Origin of the sequence: Streptomyces sp., assembly GCF_035644915.1 — a bacterium.
Lineage (GTDB): Bacteria > Actinomycetota > Actinomycetes > Streptomycetales > Streptomycetaceae > Streptomyces.
This window is the reverse complement of the sequence record NZ_DASQNP010000155.1, coordinates 47020-66663: the sequence shown is the minus strand read 5'-3', so window position 1 is coordinate 66663 and position 19644 is coordinate 47020. Positions and strand designations below refer to the sequence as shown.

20 protein-coding genes are annotated in these 19644 nt (G+C 74.1%); 6 read left to right on the top strand and 14 right to left on the bottom strand.

The features are described from left to right. Window positions 1-14: 14 nt before the first annotated feature. Window positions 15-512, bottom strand: a complete 498-nt coding sequence (locus tag VE546_RS17770; protein WP_324923430.1) for a DUF6624 domain-containing protein — start codon at window positions 510-512, stop codon at window positions 15-17. Window positions 513-818: 306 nt separating this feature from the next. Continuing rightward, the gene (locus VE546_RS17765) at window positions 819-1559 is read right to left on the bottom strand and encodes a 3-oxoacyl-ACP reductase family protein (protein WP_324923428.1); all 741 of its coding nucleotides are present in this window, start codon (window positions 1557-1559) and stop codon (window positions 819-821) included. Window positions 1560-1707: 148 nt separating this feature from the next. Between VE546_RS17765 and VE546_RS17760 the strand changes: the two genes are divergently transcribed. Beyond that, window positions 1708-2652, top strand: coding sequence for an aminoglycoside phosphotransferase family protein (locus VE546_RS17760; protein ID WP_324923415.1), 945 nt, complete (start codon window positions 1708-1710; stop codon window positions 2650-2652). A gap of 25 nt (window positions 2653-2677) precedes the next feature. Here the strand turns inward: VE546_RS17760 and VE546_RS17755 are convergent, their stop codons facing one another. The 7 genes from VE546_RS17755 to VE546_RS17725 form a co-directional block, all read right to left on the bottom strand. After that, a complete protein-coding gene (locus VE546_RS17755) occupies window positions 2678-3238 on the bottom strand; it encodes a DinB family protein (RefSeq protein ID WP_414720513.1) in 561 nt (186 codons plus the stop codon). 8 nt (window positions 3239-3246) lie between these two features. Then, window positions 3247-4194 (bottom strand): LD-carboxypeptidase, encoded by a 948-nt coding sequence (locus tag VE546_RS17750; protein WP_324923413.1) that lies wholly within the window; start codon window positions 4192-4194, stop codon window positions 3247-3249. Beyond that, window positions 4191-6209: a prolyl oligopeptidase family serine peptidase gene (locus VE546_RS17745; protein WP_324923411.1), complete on the bottom strand. Its 2019-nt coding sequence runs from the start codon at window positions 6207-6209 to the stop codon at window positions 4191-4193. Before VE546_RS17745 ends, VE546_RS17750 begins: the two co-directional genes overlap by 4 nt. Window positions 6210-6327: 118 nt before the next feature. Next, on the bottom strand, window positions 6328-7656 hold the full coding sequence (locus tag VE546_RS17740) for a M20/M25/M40 family metallo-hydrolase (protein WP_324923409.1): 1329 nt from the start codon (window positions 7654-7656) through the stop codon (window positions 6328-6330). Continuing rightward, complete coding sequence (locus VE546_RS17735) at window positions 7649-8485, bottom strand: M55 family metallopeptidase (RefSeq protein WP_324923407.1); 837 nt, start codon at window positions 8483-8485, stop codon at window positions 7649-7651. The genes VE546_RS17740 and VE546_RS17735 overlap by 8 nt, the downstream gene beginning before the upstream one ends. A gap of 86 nt (window positions 8486-8571) precedes the next feature. After that, complete coding sequence (locus VE546_RS17730) at window positions 8572-9318, bottom strand: class I SAM-dependent methyltransferase (protein ID WP_324923405.1); 747 nt, start codon at window positions 9316-9318, stop codon at window positions 8572-8574. A 194-nt stretch (window positions 9319-9512) separates the two neighbouring features. Beyond that, window positions 9513-9959, bottom strand: coding sequence for an SRPBCC family protein (locus VE546_RS17725; protein WP_324923403.1), 447 nt, complete (start codon window positions 9957-9959; stop codon window positions 9513-9515). Between the two features lie 167 nt (window positions 9960-10126). Between VE546_RS17725 and VE546_RS17720 the strand changes: the two genes are divergently transcribed. Then, window positions 10127-11167, top strand: a complete 1041-nt coding sequence (locus tag VE546_RS17720; RefSeq protein WP_324923401.1) for an Rv2578c family radical SAM protein — start codon at window positions 10127-10129, stop codon at window positions 11165-11167. A 50-nt stretch (window positions 11168-11217) separates the two neighbouring features. Here the strand turns inward: VE546_RS17720 and VE546_RS17715 are convergent, their stop codons facing one another. Further along, window positions 11218-11757, bottom strand: coding sequence for a GNAT family N-acetyltransferase (locus tag VE546_RS17715; RefSeq protein ID WP_324923399.1), 540 nt, complete (start codon window positions 11755-11757; stop codon window positions 11218-11220). Between the two features lie 236 nt (window positions 11758-11993). Here VE546_RS17715 and VE546_RS17710 point away from each other — a divergent pair, with 236 nt between their 5' ends. Then, a complete protein-coding gene (locus tag VE546_RS17710) occupies window positions 11994-12233 on the top strand; it encodes a hypothetical protein (protein ID WP_324923397.1) in 240 nt (79 codons plus the stop codon). Between the two features lie 40 nt (window positions 12234-12273). Here the strand turns inward: VE546_RS17710 and VE546_RS17705 are convergent, their stop codons facing one another. Continuing rightward, the gene (locus VE546_RS17705; RefSeq protein WP_324923395.1) at window positions 12274-12672 is read right to left on the bottom strand and encodes a MerR family transcriptional regulator; all 399 of its coding nucleotides are present in this window, start codon (window positions 12670-12672) and stop codon (window positions 12274-12276) included. A 351-nt stretch (window positions 12673-13023) separates the two neighbouring features. On the opposite strand from VE546_RS17705, the gene VE546_RS17700 reads away from it, so the two are divergent. Further along, on the top strand, window positions 13024-14529 hold the full coding sequence (locus VE546_RS17700; RefSeq protein WP_324923393.1) for a SulP family inorganic anion transporter: 1506 nt from the start codon (window positions 13024-13026) through the stop codon (window positions 14527-14529). 88 nt (window positions 14530-14617) lie between these two features. Here VE546_RS17700 and VE546_RS17695 read toward each other — a convergent pair whose 3' ends face one another. Continuing rightward, window positions 14618-16090, bottom strand: coding sequence for a glycoside hydrolase family 16 protein (locus VE546_RS17695; RefSeq protein WP_324923391.1), 1473 nt, complete (start codon window positions 16088-16090; stop codon window positions 14618-14620). Between the two features lie 256 nt (window positions 16091-16346). Between VE546_RS17695 and VE546_RS17690 the strand changes: the two genes are divergently transcribed. Further along, the gene (locus VE546_RS17690; protein ID WP_324923389.1) at window positions 16347-16868 is read left to right on the top strand and encodes a pyridoxamine 5'-phosphate oxidase family protein; all 522 of its coding nucleotides are present in this window, start codon (window positions 16347-16349) and stop codon (window positions 16866-16868) included. 66 nt (window positions 16869-16934) lie between these two features. Here the strand turns inward: VE546_RS17690 and VE546_RS17685 are convergent, their stop codons facing one another. Continuing rightward, window positions 16935-17642 carry an AAA family ATPase gene (locus VE546_RS17685; RefSeq protein WP_324923387.1) on the bottom strand — a complete coding sequence of 236 codons (708 nt, stop codon included), beginning with the start codon at window positions 17640-17642 and terminating at the stop codon, window positions 16935-16937. A 248-nt stretch (window positions 17643-17890) separates the two neighbouring features. Then, complete coding sequence (locus VE546_RS17680; RefSeq protein ID WP_324923385.1) at window positions 17891-18253, bottom strand: hypothetical protein; 363 nt, start codon at window positions 18251-18253, stop codon at window positions 17891-17893. A 50-nt stretch (window positions 18254-18303) separates the two neighbouring features. On the opposite strand from VE546_RS17680, the gene VE546_RS17675 reads away from it, so the two are divergent. Beyond that, on the top strand, window positions 18304-19638 hold the full coding sequence (locus VE546_RS17675) for a tetratricopeptide repeat protein (protein WP_324923383.1): 1335 nt from the start codon (window positions 18304-18306) through the stop codon (window positions 19636-19638). Window positions 19639-19644: the final 6 nt, after the last annotated feature.

Sequence of the window (19644 nt, the reverse complement as noted above, 5' to 3'; positions counted from 1 at the left end):
CGGTGTCCGCGCGGTCACGGTGTCCGCGCGGCGGCGTCCGGCCGGGCGGGCGCGTGCCGGGCGACGTGCTCGGCGAAGGGCGCGATGCCCACCTCGGCGCGCAGGGCGTCCACGCGCCCGGGGTCGGGATCGGCGCACGGCCAGGGGACGGGTGCGCCGTCGCGGATGCCCGCGATCTGGGTGCCGTAGATCTGCGGGCGGCCCTCGTTGACCAGGACGCGGTCGCGGAGGAACGCCAGTTGGCGGGGGTGGGCCTCGCCCCGGGAGACGGCCTCCTCCAGCAGGCGCAGGGCGCGGCGCTGGAGGCTCAGGTCGCGGTCGGCGTGCTGGGCGACGCGCCAGGCGCTGGTGGCGGCGTCCTCGCCGACCCGGGCGGCGGTCGGCCAGCCGTACTCGTCCATGATCTCCGCCAGGCGGTCGCCGTGCTCGGCGGTCAGTCTGCGCCAGGCCAGTTGCTCGGCGAAGTCCTCGCTGTGGGCGGTGTGGGCGGCGCGGGTCTGCTCCTCGCCCATGGCGCGCAGCTCCGCCGCCAGCGCCTCCAGTGCCTCCCGGTCCTCCCCGCCGTTTCCACGGCCGTTCCCGCCGCCGTTCCCGCCGCCGTTCCCGCCGGGTGCCGTCGTCATGTCGTTCCCCTTTCCCACCGGTTTCCCACCGGCTTCCCCGGCCGGCTCCTCCGGCCGGTCGCGCCGTTCGACGTCAACGGTAGGAGCCGCGGACGGCGGAAAGATCGTTCCGGGGAACGGTGACAGGGAGGGGCCGGAGCCGCGAGAATGGATCCACACGGCCCCGGCTCCACAGTCGTCCGGCGGGCGCCGGCCTCAGGCGGTGAGGCCGCCGTCCACGGCGATGGACGCGCCGGTGACGTACCGCCCTCCCGCACCGGCCAGGTGCGCCACCGTCGCGGCGATCTCCTCGGGCCTGCCGTAGCGCCCGAGCGCCGTGAGGCCGCTCTGGTACTCCGCCTCCGGCGCGTCCGCGGGGTTCATCTCGGTGTCGGTCGGGCCGGGGTGGACGAGGTTGACCGTGATGCCGCGCGGGCCGAGTTCCCGGGCCAGCGCCTTGGTCAGGCCGGTCAGGGCGGCCTTGCTGGCGGCGTAGAGGGAGGCGCCGGGGAAGGCGACGCGCTCGGCCACGCAACTGCCGATGGTGATGATCCGCCCGCCCTCCGCCAGGTGGGCGACGGCGGCCTGGCACGCCAGGTAGGGGGCGCGGACGTTGATGTGCAGCACCCGGTCGACGTCCTCGGCCGCGATCTCCTCGATCGGGGCGATGACGCCGGTCCCGGCGTTGTTGACCAGGATGTCGAGCCGGCCGAACTCCGCGGCGGTCCCCGCCACGGCGGCGCGCACGGCGTCCGGGTCGGCGCTGTCGGCGCGCACCGCGCGGGCCCGGCGGCCGATGGACTTGATCTCCTCCACCACTCGCGCCGCGCGCTCCGCGGAGTCCCGGTAGGTCAGCGCCACGTCGGCGCCGTCCTGTGCGAGCCGGAGCGCCACGGCCTCGCCGATGCCGCGGCTGCCGCCGGTCACCAGCGCCACCTTGCCGTACAGGTCGCCCATGCCGGCCGTGTCGGCCGTGCTGGTCGTCTCGGTCGTGTTCGTGTTCTCGGAGGACATGACTCGATGGTCGTGCGGCGCGGGCCGGAGGTCCGGCGGCATTCGGACGTCGCGTTCGGCGGCCCGCTCCGGGTCCGTATCCTCGGGGCCCATGACGTCCGCCGAGCCGGTACCGCCCACGCTGCCCGTCGTCCGGACCGTCGCCGGACATCCGGGCGGACGCGCGTGGCTGGACCGGCTGCCGCGCCTGATCGGGGAGTCGGCCGAGCGCTGGGGGCTGACGGTCGGGGCGCCGTTCGCCGGCGGAAGCTGCTCGTGGGTGGCGCCGGCGCGGCGGGCGGACGGCTCCGGGTTCGTGCTCAAGGTGAGCTGGCCGCACCGGGAGGCGGCCGGGGAGGGCGAGGCGCTGCGGCTGTGGGACGGGCGGGGCTGCGTACGGCTGTACGAGCACGACCCCGAGCGGTACGCCCTGCTGCTGGAGCGCTGCCTGCCCGGCACCGGACTGGGGGACGACGGCCGGCTCTCCGCCGAGGAGCGGCTGGTGGCGGGGGCCGGCGTGCTGCGCGAGCTGTGGGAGGTGCCCGTGCCGCCGGACGCCGCGCTGGACCGGATGGCGGAGGTGACGGCCGGGTGGGCGGACACCGCCGAGGAGCGGATGGCGCGCCTGGCCCCGCCCGGCTTCGACCCGGCCCTGGTGGCACTGGGCGTCCGGCTGCTGCGCGAGCTGCCGGGCACGGCCGCCCGCGAGGTCGTGGTGCACGGCGACCTCAATCCCGGCAACGTCCTGGCGGCACAGCGGCGGGAGTGGCTGGCGATCGACGCCAAGCCGATGGTGGGCGACCCGCTGTACGACCCCTGGCCGCTCATCGAGCAGATCGACGCCCCCTTCGGCCGCCCCGGTCCGCGGCCGGTGGTCGCCGCGCGCTGCGCGCTGGTCGCCGACGCGCTCGGGGAGGACGTGCGGCGGCTCCAGGCGTGGGCGGTGGCGCGGCGCGTGGAGTCGGCGCTGTGGGCGGTGGCCGTGCCGGGGGATGCGGAGGCCGGCGCCGCGATGATGCGTCAGGTGCGCGTCCTGGCGGACCTCGCGGGCCTGTGAGCCCCGGGCCCGTCCGCGGCCCGGCTCACTCCCCCGTGGTGCCGTCCGCCAGTTCGCGGACGACGTCGAGGTGACCGGCGTGGCGGGCGTACTCCTGGAGGACGTGGAAGAGGATCCAGGCCAGGGCCGGGGCCTCCTCCCCGGTGGCGAAGCGGCCCCCGGGGGCGGCGCGGTCGGTGAGGGAGGCGGAGGCGGTGATCTCGCGGGAGCGGGCGCACTCGGCGCGGAAGCGCGCCACCACCTCCTCCGCCGTCGTGCCGTCGGGGACGTGCCAGCGGCCGTCCGCGTCCTGGTCCGCCCAGGGGTCCTCGACCGGTTCGGCCAGGAAGCCCCACCTGAACCAGCGGCGTTCGACGCAGGCCAGGTGGTGGATCAGCTCCAGCGGCGTCCAGCCCGAGGGCAGCCGGCTGCGGCGCAGCTCCTCCTCGCCGAGCCCGTCGAGCTTCCGCAGGACGGTGTCGCGGTAGTGGTCGAGGTAGGCCGACAGCAGGTGGTGCGGGTCGGGCGGAGCGGTGGGCGGGGGCTCGGGCAGCGGAGGGCCGCCGGCGGGGGCACCGGTCATGCCGGAGGTCATGCCAGAGTCCATGCCAGAGGTCATGTCAGGGCCGTCTGGTGGAGGGTGAGGGTGCGCGCGTCGGCGTCCAGGGTGGCCGGCACGCCCAGCGGGACGGTCAGGGTCGTGGGGCCGTGTCCGAAGCCCAGCTCCTCCACCACGGGGACGCCGAGCGGGGCGAGCCGGTCCAGCAGCAGCGCGCGGACCTCCTCGTAGGGGCCGCAGCCCTGCCAGGAGCCCAGCGCGATGCCCGTCACGCCCTCCAGCGCCCCCGAGCGCAGCAGTTGGGTGAACCAGCGGTCGAGGCGGTACGGCTCCTCCCCGACGTCCTCCAGCAGCAGGATGCCGCCCCCGGCCGGGACCGCGGACTCCCGCCCGGTGACGCCGAGTTCGGTGGCCAGCAGGGACAGGCAGCCGCCGAAGGTGGTGCCGTGGGCGCGGCCGGGCACCAGGGTGCGGGCGCCGGGCGAGGTGATCTCGGTGACCGTCTCCGGCTCGAAGAGGGTGCGGCGCAGGTGGTCCTGGGTGGCGGCGTCCTTGAGGAAGGAGACGGTGGCGGGCATCGGGCCGTGCAGGGTGGCCAGGCCCAGCCGGGTGGCGAACGCCTCGTGGAGCACGGTCAGGTCGCTGTAGCCGACGAAGGGCTTGGGGCCGGCCGCCCGCAGCGCCGCCCAGTCCACCAGGTCCACCATCCGCTGGACGCCGTAGCCGCCGCGCGCGGCGAGGACCGCGGCGACGGTGGGGTCGCACCAGGCGTCGGTCAGGTCGCGGGCGCGGTCGGCGTCGGTGCCCGCGAGGTAGTCCAGGCGCGGGTGGACGTCGAGGACGTGCGGCATGACCACCGGGTCCAGGTCCCAGCCGCGCAGGACGTCCACGCCGGCGTCCAGCCGCTCGCGGGGCACCGGCCCGCTGGGCGCCACGATCGCCACCCGGTCGCCGGGGCGCAGCCGCCGGGGTCTGGTGAGGGGGGCGGGCGCGGCGGGGGTCATGCGGTCAGCTCCAGTTTCGGGACGTCCGGGCGTTCGAAGCCGAACACCTGGGCGTACAGGGAGAGTTCGGCCTCGACGGCCCTGACGATGGTCTCCGCCCTGCGGAAGCCGTGGCTCTCGCCCTCGAAGGCGAGGTACGCGTGCGGCACTCCGCGCCCGGCGACCGCGGCCAGGAAGCGGTCGCACTGCGCGGGCGGGCAGATCACGTCGTCCAGGCCCTGGAGCAGCAGGAACGGCACGGTGACGCGGTCGGCGTGGTGGACGGGCGAGCGGTCGCGGTAGCGGTCGGGGTGCTCCTGGAGGCGGCCGATCAGGGAGACCAGGTACTGCGACTCGAAGTCGTGGGTCTCGCCGGTGGCCCAGCCCTCCAGGTCCAGGATGGGGTAGCTGATCGTCCCGCAGGCGTACAGGCCCTCGGCGAGGGGCGAGGTGAGGGAGACCGCGGCCGTCCAGCCGCCCGCGCTGCCGCCGCGTATGGCGAGCCGGGCGGGGTCGGCGGTGCCCTCGGCGGCCAGGGCCCGCGCGACGGCCGCGCAGTCCTCGACGTCGACCACGCCCCACTGCTCCCGCAGCCGCTCGCGGTAGGCGCGGCCGTAGCCCGCCGAGCCGCCGTAGTTCACCTCGGCGACGCCGATGCCGCGCGAGGTGAAGTAGGCGATCTCCAGGTCCAGCACGAGCGCCGCCCGCCCGGTGGGGCCGCCGTGGGCCCAGATGACGTACGGCGGCAGCTCGCCGTCCGGGGCGGTGGCCCCGGGGTGGCGCGGCGGGTAGACCTGGGCGTGGATCTCGCGCCCGTCGGGGCCGTGGAAGGTGCGCACCTCGGGCTCGGGGTAGTACGCCGGGTCCACCGGGTCGGTGTGCTCGGCGCCGACGACCAGGGCGTGGCCGGTGCGGGTGTCCAGCTCCACGACCTCGTACGCGCGGTGCGGGCCGGCGGCGACGCCGACGACGCGGGTGCCCGCGGCGGCCAGGGCCGGGGCCCACTCCGTCCACGGTCCGGGGGCGTCCGCCAGTTCGCCGGTGCGCGGGTCCAGGATGCCCAGGCGGAGCGCGCCGCGGCCGTGCAGGACGGCGATCGTGCCGTCCTCCAGCGGCTCGAACCACTGGTGGCCGATCTTCCACAGCGGGCCGCCGAACTCCTCCTGGCGCGGGCACAGGTCGGCGCTCTCGCCGGTGGCCGGGTCGAGCCGCCGGAGGTTCCACCAGCCGCCGGCGTCGCCGGTGTACAGCAGCGAGCCGTCGGTGCCCCAGCCGACCTGGGCCACCGACTCGCCGGGGCCGCCGGCGACGGGCCGCACCGCCGCCAGGGTGCCGCCGTCGGTGACGTCGGCGAGGCGGACCACCGTGCCCTCCCACGGCATCCGCGGGTGGTCCCAGGCCAGCCACGCCGCCCGCCGCCCGTCCGGGGAGAGCCTGGGGCCGGTGACGAAGCGGTCGGTGCCGTCGGTCAGCTCCCGCACCCGGGAGCGGTCCCCGGCGGCCGAGCCGTCCAGGGGGACGGCGGCCAGCACCCGCCGTACGTCGGTGGGGCGCTCGCCGGTGAACTCCTCCAGCACGCACCACACCTCGCCCCGCTCCGGCAGCACCACCGGGTCGGCCCAGCGCAGGCCCCCGCCGACCGGGGAGAGGGGGGTGAGCGGGCGCGGCCCGGCGCCGGGGAGGTCCGGTTCGACGGCGTACATCCGCTGGTCGGCGTGGTGGACGAAGACCACCAGCGGCCCGCCCGTCTCGCGCTCGGCCCCGGCCCACGGCCGGCCGCCGTACTCGATCACCCGGCTGCGGACGTTCCACGGCTCGGGCAGCACCGACTCGGGCCGTACGGGATCGGCCGAGCCGCCGCCGTAGGGGCGCAGCCGCATCAGCGCCCGGCGCCCGCCCTCGGCCGGGCGGGGCTCGGTCCACCACACCTCCTGGCCGACGGTGCCCACGTACTCCGGGTGGCCGTCGTGCGCGGCCACCAGGCGGGCGTCGATCGGGGACGGCCAGGTGCCGTACGGGGCGGGGGCGGGACTCATCGGACTGCTCCTCCTTGCGGGCTCGCTCGTCGGCGGTGCGGGCCGGCTCGTCGGGGATGGGCGGGGTCGGAGGGTGAGCCGGCCCGGGGGTGGGCTGAACCGGGGGTGGGCGGGCGGGTCAGAGGGCGAACAGGGCGCGGTCGAGGACCCGTACGCCGAAGTGCAGGGCCTCGACGGGGACGCGCTCGTCGACGCCGTGGAACATCGCCTGGTAGTTGATGTCCTCCGGGAGCCGCAGCGGCGAGAAGCCGTAGCCCGCGATGCCGAGCTGGGCGAACTGCTTGGCGTCGGTGCCGCCCGTCATGCAGAACGGCACGACGTGGGCGTCGGGGTCGAAGTGCTCCAGGGACTCGCGCAGCACGGCGAAGGTGCGCGTGTCGACCGGCGCCTGGAGGGCGCTGCCCCGGTGGTAGAACTCCCAGTCCACGTCCGGGCCGGTCAGCTCGTCGATGGTGGCGGTGAACTCCTCCTCGGTGCCGGGGAGCACCCGCCCGTCCACGTACGCCGTGGCGCTGCCGGGGATCACGTTGATCTTGTAGCCGGCCCTGAGGCCGGTGGGTGCGGCGCTGTTGCGCACGGTCGACTCGACCAGCTTGGCGGACGGGCCGAGCTTGTCCAGCAGGGCGTCCACGTCGAAGTCGGGGGCGTCGAGGTCGGGGGTGCCCAGGCCGTTGAGCCGGGCCAGCTCGGTGAGGGCGGCCCGCACCGTCGGGGAGAGCCGCACCGGCCAGGTGTGCTCGCCGATCCGGTGGATCGCGGCGGCCAGGCGGCTGACCGCGTTGGCGCGGTTGACCTTGGAGCCGTGCCCGGCGCGGCCGGTGGCGGTGAGCTCCATCCAGGCCGTGCCGCGCTCGCCCGCGGCGATCGGGTAGAGCCGCAGGCCGCCGCCGGCGTGGAAGGTGTAGGCGCCGGACTCGCCGATGCCCTCCGTGCAGCCCTCGAAGAGCTCGGGGTGCTCCCGGGCGAGGAAGTCGGCGCCGTACTGGCCGGTGTCCTCCTCGTCGGCGGTGAAGGCGAGGACGATGTCGCGGCGGGGGCGCGCCCCGGCCCGCGCCCAGGCGCGGACGGTGGCCAGGACCATCGCGTCGGCGTTCTTCATGTCGACCGCGCCGCGGCCCCAGACCACGCCGTCGCGGACCTCCCCGGAGAAGGGGTGCACGGTCCAGTCGGCGGGCTCGGCGGGCACCACGTCCAGGTGCCCGTGGACGAGCAGCGCGTCGGCGCCGGGGTCGGTGCCCTCGATGCGGGCGACGACGTTGGTGCGGTCGGGGACCTTCTCCAGCAGGACCGGTTCGATCCCGGCGTCGGCCAGCCGCTCCGCGACGTACTCGGCGGCCCGGCGCTCCGATCCGTCGCCGTTGCCGAGGTTGACGGAGTCGATGCGGATCAGCTCGGAGGTGAACGTGACCGCCTCGTCGAGTGCCTGCCGGTCGATGCGCTCAGCCATACTGCTCCTCCACGGCGGACGAGACGACGGTGGTGACCGCCTTGAAGGTGCGGATGCCCTCGTACATGGTCGGCGATGTGTACGCCACGCGGCGCTCACCCACCCGCTCGACACCGGGTACGACCGTCGCCGCGCCGACCAGGTGCTCGGCGTCGAACTCCACCTCGACGGTGCGGGGCCGCGGCTCGGCGGGTTCGTGGCGGACGGCCAGGGCCGCCGCCTCCTTGGCCGCCGCGCGGATGTCGGCGGCGGTGCGGGCGGGGGTGCGGCAGATCGCCGCGTAGCGGGAGACGTAGTCCTTGACGGCGACCCCGCGCGCCCGCGGCGCGTAGGCGCGGGCGTCGGCGCAGGTGCGGTCGTCGCCGGTGACGAGCACGACGGGGACGCCGTACTCGGCCACCACCAGCGCGTTGAGCCGCCCCTCGCTCGCCCGCTCGCCGTCCACCCACACGCCGGTGATGGTGTTGGCGAGGTAGGTGTGGGCGAGGACGCCCTCGGTGCCCGCGCCGGTGTGGTAGCCGACGAAGGCGATGCCGTCCACGTCGCCGTGCTGGACGCCCTCGACCATGCTGAGCGCCTTGTGGCGGCCGGTGAGCATCCGGGCGCGGTCGTCCAGTTGCTCCAGCAGCAGGTTGCGCATGGTCCAGTGCGCCTCGTTGACCAGCACCTCGTCCGCCCCGCCGTCGAAGAACCCGGCGATCGCCGCGTTGACGTCGGAGGTGAACATCGGACGGCAGCGCTCCCACTGCGCAGTGCCCGGCAGCACGTCGGCGGGCCAGGTCACACCGGTGGCGCCCTCCATGTCCGCGCTGATCAAGATCTTCGTCATGACACGCCACGTTACGCGCCGCCCGGGCACGATCAAACCCCTGTGGAAAAGTGCTACGGGTCTACACCGGTGGCGCCGGCCGGACGTCAGCCCTCACGGCCCACCACCAGCCAGTTCGACGGCAGGTCCAGCCGTGAGCCGTCCGGTTCGAACTCCGTCGTGGACAGCGGCAGCGAGCCCCCGGCGAGCACGCTCAGCCCGGCCGCCTCGAACGGCTCGGCCAGCTCCGGCAGGCCGCCTTCGGGGCCGTGGACGGTGCCGGGCGGTTCGGAGAGGTGCGACAGGTCCGACAGGCCGGGCGCGTCCAGCGGCCCGGGCAGTTCGGTCGGATCGGCGGCCTCGGCACTCCGCGCCAGGGCCGCCCGGGCCGCCGGGGCGGCCTCCACCACGAAGGCGCGTCCGCGCCCGCCGACGAGGAGGGCGACGGACTCCGCGACGCGCGGGCGGTGGTCGGGCTCGCTGCGCTGGAGGACGCCGCGCAGGTAGACGTTGGCGTCGCCCAGCTCCTCGTGCAGCCGCCGCATGGCCTCGGGGTCGGCGGCGTCGAGCTGCCGGAAGTCGGGCGCGGAGCGGTGCCCCTCGCCCTCCCCCACCGCGGTCCGGGCGCGTTCCAGGGCCTCGGCCGACCGGTCTATCCCCACGCAGGGGTGGAAGCGGCCGGCCAGGAAGACCGTCTGGGCGCCGTTGCCGCAGTCGGCGTCCACCAGCGGCAGGTCGTGGTCGAAGTACTTCTCGAAGATCGGCAGGTGGACGGCGGCCGTGATCGCGGGATCGGTGCTCCAGTTGCCGTCCCAGGAGTCACCGTCTCGGGAGTCTCGGGACGTGGCGTTCACGGGTGTCTTCCTCCCCCTGTCGTGGGGCCGCCGGTCGCGGCCGCCGGGACAGGCCTCCTACCCCGTTCCGCTCGGTTCGTGCACGCTTTCCCGCCGGGACGCCGCGCCCCGTCCCGCCCCGTCCCGCCCCGCCGGACGGGGCGGGATGACCGCCCGGTCCGGTGCGGCGCGTCCGGCGCGGGGGCGCGGCGCGATCACTTCTCCAGTTCGGCCGCGAGGTTGGCGAGCAGTTCGTCGTGGATGCGGGCGAGCCCCTTGGGGGCGAAGATCCGCTCGAAGAACCCGCCGATGCCGCCGGCGCCCTGCCAGGTGGTGGTGACGGTGACCCGCGCGCTGTTCCCGTCCGAGGCCGGAGTGACGGTCCAGGTGGTGACCATGGAGGAGTTGCGGTCGCGCTCGACGAGCTGCCCCTCCATCGGCTCGTCCACCTCCAGCAGGCAGTCGCGCACGCGCTTGGACGTCGCCTGGAGCTTCCAGTGCACGAGCGTGCCCTTGCCGTCGCCGCCCTCGCGGACCTCGTACTCGCTGTACTGCGCGGGCAGCACCCTGCCGCGGGTGCCGGTGTAGTCGGCGAGCGCGTCGAAGACGTCGTCCGGACGGGCCGCGATCTCGCGCCGCGTGGTGGCCTCGACCTGCGCCATGACTCCTCCTGGGGGTGGGCTGACCGCCCGTCACACCGGCGGACGGCCACGGGCGTCGTTCTGTCCTCCCGGCAAGCCAACCACCGTTGCCGCGCCCGCCCAAATCGGGTTGACACCCTTCGCGGGAACAAGTGTTCTATTCTTGGACGGCAGAGCGAGGAGGCCGCATGCGCTGGGACAACCTGAGCCACGACGGACCGGACGCGAGCGGCACCACGGCCGCCCTCTTCGGCACCGACGTGGTGACCCGCACGTTCGACACCCCCGAGTTCCGGGGCATCACCTTCCACGAGGTACGGGCCCGTTCGATCGTCAACCGGGTGCCCGGCGCCTCCCGGCTGCCGTTCGAGTGGACGGTCAATCCGTACCGCGGCTGCTCCCACGCCTGCGTGTACTGCTTCGCGCGCAGGAGCCACGGCTACCTGGACCTCGACACCGGGATCGGTTTCGACACCCAGATCGTGGTGAAGACCAACGCCGCGCAGTTGCTGCGCCGCGAGCTGGCCTCGCCCCGCTGGCACGGCCAGCACATCGCGATGGGCACCAACGTCGACTGCTACCAGCGCGCCGAGGGCCGCTACCGGCTGATGCCGGGCATCCTGGCCGCCCTGCGCGACTTCGCCAACCCCTTCTCCCTCCTCACCAAGGGCACGCTGATCCTGCGCGACCTGGACCTGCTCCGCTCCGCCTGCGCCGTGGCGGAGGTGGGGATATCGGTGTCGGTGGCCTTCTTGGACGAGGAGCTGTGGCGCACCGTCGAGCCCGGCGCGCCCGCTCCCGAGCGGCGGCTGGACGTCGTGCGGACCCTCACCGAGCACGGCATCGGCTGCGGGGTGCTGATGGCCCCGGTGATCCCCTTCCTCTCCGACAGCCCCGCCCAGTTGCGCGCCACCGTGCGGGCGATCGCGGCGGCGGGCGCCACCTCCGTCACCCCGCTCGCCCTCCACCTGCGGCCGGGCGCCCGCGAGTGGTTCATGGCCTGGCTGGCCCGGCACCACCCGGGCCTGGTGCGCCACTACGAGGCGCTCTACGCCGACGGCGCCTACGCCCCGAAGTGGTACCAGCGCCGGATCACCCGGCAGGTGCACGAGCTGGCGGAGGAGTACGGCATCGGGCCGTCCCGGGCGGGCGCGCACCGCCGCGTCGTCCCGCCCCCGCGCTGCGCCTCCGAGCCCGAGCCGGGCCCGACCCAACTGACGCTGCTGTAACGGTCCGCCGTGGAGGACCGCCGCGAAGGGGGCGCGCCCGCCCGGCCCGTTCAGCGCGGCTCGCGCACGTAGCGGACCTCGGGCACGGGTACGCCCCCGGCGTCGAAGGACTCCTCGGCCCCGTCCGGGGCGAAACCCGCCCGCTCGTAGAAGCGGCGGGCCCGCTCGTTGCCCTTGGCCACCCACAGCAGCAGCCGGGGCCGGCCCTGCCGGGCCAGCCGCGCGCCCACCTCCTCCAGCAGCGCGCGGCCGATGCCGGTGCCGATGCGCTCGGGCTCGGCGTAGAGGGCGTACACCTCGCCGTCGCCGGGCGACGCGTCGTCGTCGCGGCACGGGCCGAGGGCGGCCCAGCCCACGATGCGCCCGTCGTCCTCCACCGCGACCAGGTCGGTGGTCGTCCCGCGCGTCGCCGCGAAGGTCTCCCGGCGCCGGGCGGCGTGCGCCGCGGCGTCCAGGCCCGCCAGGTACTCCGGCGGCATCAGCCCCCGGTAGGCGTACCGCCATCCCCGCACCCGCAGGGCCGCGACGGCCTCCAGGTCCGCCTCGGTCGCCTCCCGTACGCGCACCGCGCCCCGTTCGCCCACCGACACTCCGATCCCCTCCCTCTCACGGGTGCGTCCATCCGCGGGCGAAGACCGGTGACAACTCTCCCCCTGCGTTAGAGTAAACCTGCTCGCCGACATGGTCGGCCTGCTTCCACGCCACCTCCGGGGCCACCGCTCCGTCGTCGTCCGGAGCCTCGGGGGTGGCCCCGAGAACGTCCGCGGACCCCAGTGACCATCCGGTCTCCGCCACGGGGCGGGGGCCGCCGGGAGAAAGGCGCACGATGGCCGTCTTCAAGCTGCAACTCAAAGATGGCCGGGAGAGGCTGATCGAGGCCGGGCGGGCCGGGCGCACCGCCGACGGCCACATCGTGATCGAGGACACCGACTCCCTGGGCGTGTGGGACTGCCTGGAGGAGTACCCGGCCGACGACGTGGCGGCCGTCTACCGGCGCGGTCCCGCCGAGAGCGGCATCTACACCTGGATTCCGCAGCCCGTCGAGGGCCGCTGGTGGAGCTACTGACGGCTCACGCCACGGCTCGTCCCACGACCCGTTCCACGGTTCACTTCCGGGTACCGAGCTGCCGCCGGAGGGCGGCGGCGAAGTCCTCGGCCGCCATGAGCTGGGCGCGCAGCGTCTCGCAGCGGGCGTCGGCCACCTTCCGGTAGGCGTCCAGGCGCTCCCGCAGGCGCTCGCGCTCGGCGTCCGGCAGCGGCTCGTCGGAGGAGAGCCGGTCGGTGATCCGCAGCAGGTCCCGCATCTCCTCCAGGGAGAAGTCCAGCGGCTTCATCCGGCGGATGACCATCAGACGGTCGACGTCGGCCTCGGTGTAGAGGCGGAACCCGCCCTTGCTGCGGGCAGAGGGGACGACGAGTCCGACCTCCTCGTAGTGCCGGATGGTGCGCAGCGACAGGCCCGTGCGCTCGGCCACCTCGCCGATCTGCATCCACCGTTCGGTCATCGCCGCGCTCGTTTCCTGGCCATGTGCCATCGCCTTTCGAAATGGTGAGCGGAAACCGCGCGCGGCATGAATCATAAGTTCCCGGGCGGCGCTTGCCTGTGATTCACAACTCAGCGACCGGACTCTCCTCTAACGTTAGGGTAGAGTCGGCTTGTCCGCGGGCGGAACGACGCCCTCCCGCGGATCTTCCGGGCCATGATGCCCGACCGGCTCCGGACACCGGCCGCCGGGATCTCCCCGGTCCTCACCCGCCGTCCGGCACGGCGGGCCCGCGGCCCCTCCCCACTCCCCACGGAGCCGCGCACGCCGCGCGCACGTCCCCGCCTGCCGCGCCCGAACAGAAACGGATGCATGTCCGCCAACACAACGACGGCAGCCCGCCGGCTGCGCCCGTCCCGTCCCGACTGGCTGTCCTCGGCGAAGGTCCTCCGCACGGAGGTGCTGGCCGGTCTGGTGGTGGCCCTGGCCCTCATTCCCGAGGCGATCTCGTTCTCGGTCATCGCCGGGGTCGATCCGGCGGTGGGGCTGTTCTCCTCCTTCACCATGGCCGTGGTGATCGCCTTCGCCGGGGGCCGCCCGGCGATGATCTCCGCGGCCACCGGCGCCGTCGCGCTGGTCGTCGCCCCCCTCAACCACGAGCACGGCCTCGGCCACCTGGTGGCCGCCGTCATCCTCGGCGGACTGATCCAGATCGCGCTGGGCGCGCTCGGGGTGGCGAAGCTGATGCGCTTCGTGCCGCGCTCGGTGATGGTCGGCTTCGTCAACGCCCTCGCCGTCCTGATCTTCCTGGCCCAGGTCCCGGAACTCACCGACGTGCCCTGGCCGGTCTATCCGCTGGTCGCCGGCGGCCTGGCGCTGATGGTCCTGTTCCCGAAGGTCACCAGGACGGTGCCCGCCCCGCTGGTGTCCATCGTCGTCCTGACCTCGATCACCGTGGCCGCCGGAATCGCCGTCCCCACCGTCGGCGACCGGGGCGAACTGCCCTCGGCGCTGCCGACTCCCGGCCTGCCCGACGTGCCGTTCACCGTGCAGACCCTGACCACGGTCGCCCCCTACGCCCTCGCCCTGGCGCTGGTGGGTCTGATGGAGTCGCTGATGACGGCCAGACTGGTGGACGACATCACCGACACCCGTTCGGGCAGGACGCGCGAGGCCGTCGGCCAGGGCATCGCCAACGTCGTCACCGGCCTCTTCGGCGGCATGGGCGGCTGCGCGATGATCGGCCAGACCATGATCAACGTCAAGACCTCCGGCGCCCGCACCCGGTTGTCGACCTTCCTCGCCGGCGTCTTCCTGCTGCTCCTGGTCGTCACCCTGGGCCCGGTGGTCTCCACCATTCCGATGGCCGCCCTGGTCGCGGTGATGGTCCTGGTCTCCTTCGCCACCTTCGACTGGCACTCGGTCCACCCCAGGACCCTGAAGCGGATGCCGCCGGGCGAGACCCTCGTCATGGCCGTCACGGTGGCCGTCACCGTGGCCACCCACAACCTCGCCGCCGGCGTGGTCACCGGCGTGATCGCCGCGATGGTGGTCTTCGCCCGGCGCGTGGCCCGCCTGGTGGAGGTCTCCGCCGTGGTCGATCCCGACGGCACCAGCGTCGTCTACGCCGTCACCGGCGAGCTGTTCTTCGCCTCCTCCGACGACCTGGTCCACCGGTTCGACTACGCCGGCGACCCGGACGACGTCGTAATCGACCTCTCCGGCGCCCACATCTGGGACGCCTCCTCCGTCGCCGCCCTGGACGCGATCGAGACCAAGTACGCCGCCCGCGGCAAGAAGGTCACCGTCGTCGGTCTCAACCGGCCCAGCGCCGCCATGCGCGGCAGGCTCGCCGGGCGGCTGAACGCCGGGCACTGAGGAACGCGCGCCGGAACGCGCCGGCCGCCCGGTCCCCTCCGAGGGGTCCGGGCGGCCGGTGTGCTCCACGGCCCGCGGGGGCGCCGGATCAGCCGAACGGGATGCGCACGACGGACCGGTCACCGGTGCCGAGGGTGCTGGGCCCGTTGCCGATGGCGTTCCAGACCTCGACGCGGACCCTGCCGTTCGCCATGTCGCCCAGGCTGCCGGTGGCGGACTTCAGTCCACGGGCCTCGGTGTAGTGCTCGAAGCCGGGGACCGGGTCGGTGGCGAAGTACTGGTAGGTCTCCACGCGGTCCCAGCTCCCGTCGCCGGTGCGGTCGTAGGAGACGCGCACCTGCTGCCCGTTGGCGACCGTCGTCCCCGCGTCCACCTGGAGGTCGAAGCGGGTGGCGCCGCCGTTGTACCTGCCGTTCACGCCCGAGACCGTGAAGGTCTGCGGCTGGTACGGCGTCCCGTCGCGGTTGACGCCGCCGGCCGAGGCCAGGGTGACCGTGCCCGGGGAGCCCGCGCTGCCGAGCGTGCCGCCGGAGTTCAGGTAGAGCGTGCTGGACGTGGGCGGGTCGGTGGGGCCGCCGGACCCGCCGCGGGTCCAGACGGCGACGTAGTCCACCAGCATCGAGCGGCCGGGGACGGTGGCGGAGGTCGGGGTGGCGAACCCGGCCACGCCGTCGGGGAAGGCGCCGCCCATGGCGACGTTCAGCAGGATGAAGTAGCCCGCGTGCTCGGTCATGTTCGACCAGGTGGTGGCGGTGAACTGGCTCTGGGTGAGCCGGTGGAAGAGCTGGTCGTCCACGTACCAGCGCAGTTCGTTGGGCGTGACGCTGCGGTCCCACTCGAAGCGGTAGGTGTGGAACGCCGACTGGCAGGTGGACCCCGGGCAGGCGCGGCTGGCGCCCAGGCCCTGGGTCTCGTTGCAGTCGCCGCCGGGGTTGACGCCGCAGTGCAGGACGCCCCAGACGGCGTTGATGCCGTTGACGTTCTCCATGATGTCGAACTCGCCGATGGCCGGCCAGTTCCAGTAGTTGCCCCGGTAGGGGGAGCCCAGGGCCCAGAAGGCGGGCCAGTAGCCGAGGGCGGCGTCGCCGGTGACGTTCGGCATCTGGAGGCGGCTCTCGATCCGCAGCACCCCGCCCGCGGGCGCCTTGAAGTCGGCGCGGCGGGTCTCGATGCGGCCGGAGGTCCAGTTGCCCGCGCTGTCGCGCAGCGGCGTGATGCGCAGGTTGCCGTTGCCGTCCAGGGAGAGGTTGTCGGGCGAGTCGGTGTAGCGCTGCCGCTCGCCGGTGCCCCAGTTGGCGGGCCCGCCGGGGTAGTTGTGGCCGGTGTCGATCTGCCAGTTGGTGGAGGACGGCAGCGAGCGGGCGGGACCGTCGAAGTCGTCGCTCCACACGAGGTTCCAGCCGGGAACGGGGGGTACGGCGCCGCGCGCGGGCGGCGCCAGCAGGCCCGAGGTGAGCAGGGCCAGGGCGAGGGCGCCGGTGACCAGCGCGGCGAGAAGGGCCCCGGCCCCGCGCCCGGGTCTGCGGCGGGACAGGGGTGGAGCGGTGTCGTACGTGCTCATGGGAGCACCTCCTGCCTGGTGGGAGGGCGGCGCGGACGGCCCGCACCGGGGGGTGCGGGGGTGGGGGGACACGCCGCGCGAAGGGGGGTTGAGAGCGCTCTCACGTCTTATAAGTGCACTCACGCGGGGCGTCAATGACCTGACCACGTCAATTTCATGAAGACGGCGGAGCCGATGGGGTGGAATGCCGCACCCGTCCGCGTTCACCACGGAAAACACGACAGAAGGTGTCAGGTATCTCCGCGACCATGGCGGCATGACGACCAGTTGGGCGGACTTCGAGCGGACCGACCCCCGGTTCGCCTCGACGGTCCGGGCACGTTTCGAGCAGTACAAGCACCACGTCCTGGCCACGCTCCGTGCGGACGGGTCCCCGCGCCTCACCGGGCTGGAGGCGGACTTCCGGCACGGCGAGCTGTGGCTCGGCATGATGCCGAACTCCCGCAAGGCGCTGGACCTGCGGCGCGACCCCCGGTTCGCGCTGTACGCCAACCCCGGGCCGGACGACTCCATGTCCGACGGCGACGTGCGGATCAGCGGCCGGGCCGTGGAGGTGACCGACCCGGCGGTGATCGCCCGCTACGCCGAGGCCGTCGCGCCGCCGGAGCCCTTCCACCTGTTCCGGGCCGATCTGACCGAGGTGGTGCGCATCTCGGTGGAGGGCGAGGAACTGGTGCTGCGCACCTGGCGCCCGGGGCACCCGCCGCGCACGATCCGGCGCGGCAACGGCGACGAGCCGCCGCGCGTGGAGCCGGAGCGCGACGGGGCGCCGGCCTGAGGACCACGGGGTGCGGGGCGTCCGGCCGGGCGCCCCGCACCCTCGGAACCCCTCGCACCGGCCCCCTCAGTCGAGGACGTGCCGCAGGTAGGACCGGGGATCGGCGAGGTAGCGGCGCCAGTGGTCGACCAGGGCGAGGTCGCTCCAGGCCACCCGGCGCATGCCGTGCTCGCCGACCTCGACGATGTCCGCGCCGGGCAGCGCGGTCAGCAGCGGCGAGTGGGTGGCGCAGATGACCTGGCTGCCGTTCCGCACCAACTGGTCGAGGTAGCCGAGCAGTTCGAGGCAGGAGGAGAACGACAGCGCCGCCTCCGGCTCGTCCATCACGTACAGCCCGGGCTGGAGGAACTTCTGCCGGAACGCCGCGAGGAAGCCCTCGCCGTGGCTGACCGAATCCGGCGCGAAGCCCTCCCGGTACAGCGCGTCCAGCGCCGTCTCGGCGCGCAGGAAGAACCCCTTGCGGGCGGACCAACTGCCCAGCATGCGCCGTCCGCGCGGTGCCGCGTCGAAGCGGATCCGCTCGCCCAGCACCGACTTGGTCCGGTGGCTGGCGTAGCGCCAGTCGTGCGAGCCGCCCCAGGAGTCCAGGCCGAAGCCCTCCGCGAGGGCCTCGACCAGCGTCGACTTGCCCGAGCCGTTCTCCCCGACGAGGAAGGTCACCGGAGCGGTGAAGCGCAGTCCGTCCGCCAGGAGCTCACGCACACAGGGCACGGACCAGGGCCACTCCCCCTCGTCGTACGAGGCCACGTGTGCGTACGCGCGTTCGACGATCATCCGCCGAGTCTCTCACGGCACACGTCCGGGGGACGCGCCCGCAGGAGGAGCCGCCTCCCCCTCTCCGTCCTTCGCGCGGCCGAGGGGGCGGACGAACCGCGGCGGCACCTCCCACTCCCGGCCGCCCTCCAGGGGCCTAAGGTGGACGTAGGACCCCATCACGTCCATCACGACGCCGGCCCTTCCGCTGCGGACGTCCACGACCCGCTCCCCCAAGGACGGCAGGGCGCCGCTCGCGTCCCGCCCCTTCACCGCCGCTCCTCCGGTTCCACGCACCGCCCGGCGCACCGCTCGGTGCACCGCTCGAAGAAGTCGGCCAGACGGTCCGCGAGATCCGCGTGGCAGCCGCCCAGTTCGACGTGGGGGAAATCGGCGAAGCAGTGTCCGGCCCGCAGGGAGGGGAGGGTGATGCCCGTCGCCGCGCGCATCGCCGCTCCCAGTCTCTCGGCGGCCCGCTTCGCCCGCTGGTGAACCGCCTCGTCGGGCAGGTGCGGCTTCATGTGCTCCATGTCGGCCTCCGACGCCGAGTCGCTGTCCGTGAGCCCGGATTCCCCGGACCCCTTGTTCATGGAACGTAACCGCGCGATCACACAGAGCGGTACGGTGTTCATGCCTGCGGAACGTGAAACCCCTGAAAGCTCGCAAGAACGCGGGGAGTCGCATGGGAGCCAAGACGCCGAACGAGGGCCTGCGGCGGGTCCTGGCCGAGAGCCGCTGGTCACAGGCCCAACTCGCCATGGCCGTCAACCGCGTCGGGGCGGAGGCCGGGCTGCCCCTGCGGTACGACGAGTCCGCCGTGAGCCACTGGCTGAGCGGCACCAGGCCGAGGAAGGCCGTACGGCCCCTCATCCGCGAGGCCCTCTCCCGAAGGCTCCGCAGGCCGGTCACGCTGGCCGAGATCGAACTGGAGCCCGAGGAAACAGCTCCCGACACGGATACCGTGGAAGGACTGATGAACCTCGGGAGGACCGACATGGACCCTTCGCGCAGGAGCGTCCTCGGGGTCGGGCTGTTCTCCGTCGCACTGACCGTCCCCGGCTGGCAGGACGTGGTGGGCCGCATGGAGGCCGTCCGGACGGGCCGCGGCACGCGCATCGGCTGGCCGGAGGTCGACATGGTGATCGCCATGACCGAGCGCATCAGCGAACTGGACGACCAGTTCGGCGGCCGTCACGCCCGCCCCATGGCCGCGTCGTTCATGGTGAACACCGTCGCGGCCTACCTGCGCGCCGACGCCCCCGAGGACGTGCGCAAGGGCATGCTCTCCGCCGCCTCCGACCTGTGCTACCTCACCGGCTACATGGCCGTGGACGAAGGGCTCCAGGGGCTGGCCCAGCAGTACTACCTCAAGGCCCTGGAACTGGCCGGCGCGGCGGAGGACCACCTGACGTACTGCACGACGCTGCGCGGGATGAGCGTCCAGGCCGTCGACCTGGGCCACGGCCCGGAGGCCCTGCGCCTGGCCGACGCCGCCGCGGCGGCCTCCCCGCAGGCCGGGCCGCGGATGCGGGCCTTCCTCGCCGGTCAGCAGGCCCACGCGGCGGCCCAGACCGGCGACCGCCGCGGTGCGCTGGCGTACCTGAGGGAGGCGGAGGTGGCGATGGAGAAGGCCGAGTCACGCGCAAAGACCTTCGGTTCCTACAACCCTTCGTCGCTGATGTACCACGTTGGCCAAGTCCGGTACGAACTGGGCGACGTACCCGGCTCCATCGCTGCGATGCGGGAGTCCGACAAGCTGCGCCACCATTCGTTCCGCCGGAACCGTGTGCGGTACCTGTCCATGCTCGCCGAACGGCAGTTGCAACTGGGTCACCTCGAAGCCGCGTGCTCCACCTGGGGCAAAGCACTGGATATCTACCCCCAGGTGCAGTCAGGGCAGTGCGACGAGCGCATCTCCACCATGTACGCGAGCATCCGCCCGCACCTGCGGAACCGCGCCGCCCGCGAACTCCACGAGCGGGCCAGGGCGGTGGCCCCGGCCGTGCTCCGGGCCTGAAGCCCC

Coding starts and splice junctions, on each gene's coding strand:
- VE546_RS17760 (WP_324923415.1), top strand. CDS start 1,708: ATGACGTCCGCCGAGCCGGTACCGCCCACGCTGCCCGTCGTCCGGACC.
- VE546_RS17750 (WP_324923413.1), bottom strand. CDS start 4,194: ATGACCCCCGCCGCGCCCGCCCCCCTCACCAGACCCCGGCGGCTGCGC.
- VE546_RS17710 (WP_324923397.1), top strand. CDS start 11,994: ATGGCCGTCTTCAAGCTGCAACTCAAAGATGGCCGGGAGAGGCTGATC.
- VE546_RS17735 (WP_324923407.1), bottom strand. CDS start 8,485: ATGACGAAGATCTTGATCAGCGCGGACATGGAGGGCGCCACCGGTGTG.
- VE546_RS17755 (WP_414720513.1), bottom strand. CDS start 3,238: ATGGACTCTGGCATGACCTCCGGCATGACCGGTGCCCCCGCCGGCGGC.
- VE546_RS17705 (WP_324923395.1), bottom strand. CDS start 12,672: ATGACCGAACGGTGGATGCAGATCGGCGAGGTGGCCGAGCGCACGGGC.
- VE546_RS17770 (WP_324923430.1), bottom strand. CDS start 512: ATGGGCGAGGAGCAGACCCGCGCCGCCCACACCGCCCACAGCGAGGAC.
- VE546_RS17695 (WP_324923391.1), bottom strand. CDS start 16,090: ATGAGCACGTACGACACCGCTCCACCCCTGTCCCGCCGCAGACCCGGG.
- VE546_RS17700 (WP_324923393.1), top strand. CDS start 13,024: ATGTCCGCCAACACAACGACGGCAGCCCGCCGGCTGCGCCCGTCCCGT.
- VE546_RS17720 (WP_324923401.1), top strand. CDS start 10,127: ATGCGCTGGGACAACCTGAGCCACGACGGACCGGACGCGAGCGGCACC.
- VE546_RS17675 (WP_324923383.1), top strand. CDS start 18,304: ATGGGAGCCAAGACGCCGAACGAGGGCCTGCGGCGGGTCCTGGCCGAG.
- VE546_RS17745 (WP_324923411.1), bottom strand. CDS start 6,209: ATGAGTCCCGCCCCCGCCCCGTACGGCACCTGGCCGTCCCCGATCGAC.
- VE546_RS17725 (WP_324923403.1), bottom strand. CDS start 9,959: ATGGCGCAGGTCGAGGCCACCACGCGGCGCGAGATCGCGGCCCGTCCG.
- VE546_RS17740 (WP_324923409.1), bottom strand. CDS start 7,656: ATGGCTGAGCGCATCGACCGGCAGGCACTCGACGAGGCGGTCACGTTC.
- VE546_RS17680 (WP_324923385.1), bottom strand. CDS start 18,253: ATGAACACCGTACCGCTCTGTGTGATCGCGCGGTTACGTTCCATGAAC.
- VE546_RS17690 (WP_324923389.1), top strand. CDS start 16,347: ATGACGACCAGTTGGGCGGACTTCGAGCGGACCGACCCCCGGTTCGCC.
- VE546_RS17685 (WP_324923387.1), bottom strand. CDS start 17,642: ATGATCGTCGAACGCGCGTACGCACACGTGGCCTCGTACGACGAGGGG.
- VE546_RS17765 (WP_324923428.1), bottom strand. CDS start 1,559: ATGGGCGACCTGTACGGCAAGGTGGCGCTGGTGACCGGCGGCAGCCGC.